Genomic DNA, 3152 nt, shown 5'->3' on the forward strand with positions numbered 1-3152 from the left:
CGGCCGCAAGCCGAAGGCGCTCTCCGGTGGTCAGCGTCAGCGCGTCGCCATGGGCCGCGCGATCGTCCGCTCGCCCCAGGTGTTCCTCATGGACGAGCCGCTGTCGAACCTCGACGCCAAGCTCCGCGTCCAGACCCGTACGCAGATCGCGTCGCTGACCCGTCGTCTCGGCGTCACCACCGTCTACGTCACGCACGACCAGACCGAGGCGCTCACCATGGGCGACCGCATCGCGGTCCTCAAGGACGGCGTCCTGCAGCAGGTCGGCACCCCGCGCGACCTGTACGCGCAGCCGAACAACGTCTTCGTCGCCGGCTTCATCGGCAGCCCGGCCATGAACCTGTTCACGGCCGACGTGACCGACGGCGGCATCAAGTTCGGCAACGCGGTCGTCCCGGTCGAGCGCGACGTGCTCGCGAACGCCGGTTCCGCCGTCACCATCGGTGTCCGCCCGGAGGACGTCGTCGTCTCCACGACCGAGGGCAGTGGCCTCAAGGTCAACGTCGACCTCGTCGAGGAGCTCGGCGCCGATGGCTACCTGTACGGCCACTCCGAGGTCGACGGCAAGCGCACCGACATCGTCGGTCGTGTCGACGGCCGCGTGCACCCGAACGCGGGCGACACGGTCTACATCACCCCGAAGCCGGGCCACGTCCACGCGTTCCACGCGGAGACGGGCGAGCGCCTCGGCGGCGCCGTGGTCGACTAAGGTCCATAGGAGCGAATCCTCACTCTGCCGCAGTCCGGGATCGGGCTGCGGCAGAGTGCTTTCCCCCTCCGTCACGGAAGGCACCATCATCATGGCCGGCTCTGTCAACATCACCGCGGCGACAGTCGATCCCGCGCTCCTCGACCTCCCGTGGAACCTCCCGCTCGAGGACTGGTCGAACGAGCACATCGCCCTGCTGCCGAAGGGCATCAGCCGCCACCTGGTCCGGTTCGCGAACCTCTCCGGCTACGTGATCGCCATCAAGGAGACCACCGCCGAGATGGCGCAGCGCGAGTACGACATGCTCCGCACCCTGCAGCGCCTCGACGTCCCGTGCGTCGACCCGGTCGCCGTCATCAAGAACCGCACCGACGACGATGGCGAACCGCTGAACGCCGCGCTGGTCACCCGGCACCTCAAGTTCTCGCTGCCCTACCGCGCGCTGTTCTCGCAGACGCTGCGCCCGGACACCGCCACGCGGCTCGTCGACGCCCTCGCCGTCCTGCTGGTGCGCCTGCACATCGTCGGCTTCTTCTGGGGCGACGTCTCGCTGTCCAACACGCTGTTCCGCCGCGACGCCGGCGCGTTCGCCGCGTACCTGGTGGACGCGGAGACCGGGCAGCTCTACGAGGGCGGCCTCTCCAACGGCCAGCGCGAGAACGACCTGGAGATCGCGCGCGTCAACATCGCGGGCGAACTTATGGATCTGGAGGCGGGCGGCCGCGTCGACGAGGAGCTCGACCCGATCAAGGTCTCCAACGGCATCGTCGCCGCCTACCGCTCGCTCTGGAAGGAGCTGACCGGCAGCGAGTCGTTCTCCTCGTCCGAGCGCTGGCGCATCAACGACCGCGTGGAGCGGCTCAACGTGCTGGGCGTCGACAACGAGGAGCTCGCGATCAAGACCTCGGACGAGGGCACGACCGTGCGCATCCAGCCGAAGGTCGTCGACGCCGGCCACCACCAGCGCCGGCTGCTGCGGCTGACCGGCCTGGACACCGGCGAGAACCAGGCCCGCCGGCTGCTGAACGACCTCGACTCGTATTCGGCGACGCTGGGCAAGCAGGGCCTCGACGAGGAGGCGATGGCGCACGAGTGGCTCCTGCGCGTCTTCGAGCCGGTCGTCCGAGCCATCCCCTCCGACCTGAAGGGCAAGCTCGAGCCGGCGGAGGTGTTCCACCAGCTGCTCGAGCACCGCTGGTTCATGTCGCAGAACGAGGGGCGGGATGTCCCGCTTGCGGAGGCGCTGACCTCCTACATCAACGACATCCTCCGGCACCGTCGCGACGAGGCCACGGTCGTCGGGCCGCCGACGGAGACGATGAGCATCCCCGTCATCCGCAGCGCCGCCGGCCTGGACGACGACGAGGACGAGGACGACTGGCGCTCGAAGGTCTGACGCCCGGGCGCGCCGCGCTCAGCCCGAGTCGCGGACCCGGAGCACGGCATCGAGGCCGCGGTGGACGGTCTCCGCGGGGCGGTCGCCCGCCATCAGTTCGAGCAGCAGCTCTCCGCAGGCACGACCGAACTCGCGCGGCTGGAGGTCGACGGCCGTGATCGGCGGCGTGTGGAACTCCATGATCAGGCTGTCGACGCCCGAGACGAGCTTGATGTCGATGCCTGGCCGCCGACCGAGGGTACGCAGCAGCCCCGCGATGCGCACCGCGACGCCGTCCGCGCCGACGAAGACGGCGTCGACGCCCTCCCGCACCATCCAGTCCCCGAGGCGCCGAGCGAGCACACCGTTCTCCTCGTGGATGGTCGTCAGCAGCACCCGGGGCTCCAGGCGGCGCTCAGCGCACCAGGCGCGGTAGGCCGCTTCCAGCTCCTGCGCCCAGGCGGACACCTGCTCCACCAGCAGAAGGCCCGGCTGAGCCGACCCGTTCGCGACGAACCGGTCGAGCACTTCCCGGGTCGTCCGGGTGTTCGGCGACTCCACGATCCCCCACGGGTCCGGGAACCCGGGCGGCGGGGAGTCGCCTGTGACGACGGGGAGCTCCTGACCGAGGATCATCGCGGCGCCCTCGTCGTCGGCGTGCGGTTCGATGAGGATGAAGCCGTCGACGGGCGGGAACGACTCGATGCGCGGGCTGGTCGGCGTGCTCGGCACGATCAGCAGCGACAGGTCCGCCTCGTGCAGCCGTTCCGTCAGCCCGAGCGTGGTCTCGGTGTAGTAGCCGAAGTGGACGGCGGATTCCGGGAGGTAGAGGCCGACGGCGCCCGCCCGCGACTGGCGGAGGGCGCGGCCGAGGCGGTTGATGCGGTAGCCGGACTCCTTGGCGATCGCGAGGACGCGGGCCCGGGTCTCCTCGGAGACGCCCTTCTTGCCGTTGAGCGCGAGCGAGACCGCCGCAGCGGAGATCCCCGCGCGCTCGGCGATGTCGGCCAGCGTCGTACTCGGCACCCGCGCTCCTCTCCCGCCTGACGGCCCGCCGGAGACGGGGCC

At 70.4% G+C, this 3152-nt stretch carries 3 protein-coding genes; 2 read left to right on the forward strand and 1 reads right to left on the reverse strand.

The window, feature by feature from the left end:
* Both ACTHMF_RS10920 and ACTHMF_RS10925 read left to right on the forward strand, forming a co-directional pair.
* On the forward strand, positions 1 to 709 hold a 709-nt coding region (locus tag ACTHMF_RS10920; protein ID WP_440317523.1), incomplete at its 5' end, for an ABC transporter ATP-binding protein.
* Positions 710 to 800: 91 nt separating this feature from the next.
* Complete coding sequence (locus ACTHMF_RS10925) at positions 801 to 2105, forward strand: DUF4032 domain-containing protein (RefSeq protein ID WP_440317525.1); 1305 nt, start codon at positions 801 to 803, stop codon at positions 2103 to 2105.
* A gap of 18 nt (positions 2106 to 2123) precedes the next feature.
* Here ACTHMF_RS10925 and ACTHMF_RS10930 read toward each other — a convergent pair whose 3' ends face one another.
* On the reverse strand, positions 2124 to 3110 hold the full coding sequence (locus ACTHMF_RS10930; protein ID WP_440317527.1) for a LacI family DNA-binding transcriptional regulator: 987 nt from the start codon (positions 3108 to 3110) through the stop codon (positions 2124 to 2126).
* Between the last annotated feature and the right edge of the window lie 42 nt (positions 3111 to 3152).

Source organism: Leifsonia sp. (assembly GCF_051955155.1).
Lineage (GTDB): Bacteria > Actinomycetota > Actinomycetes > Actinomycetales > Microbacteriaceae > Leifsonia.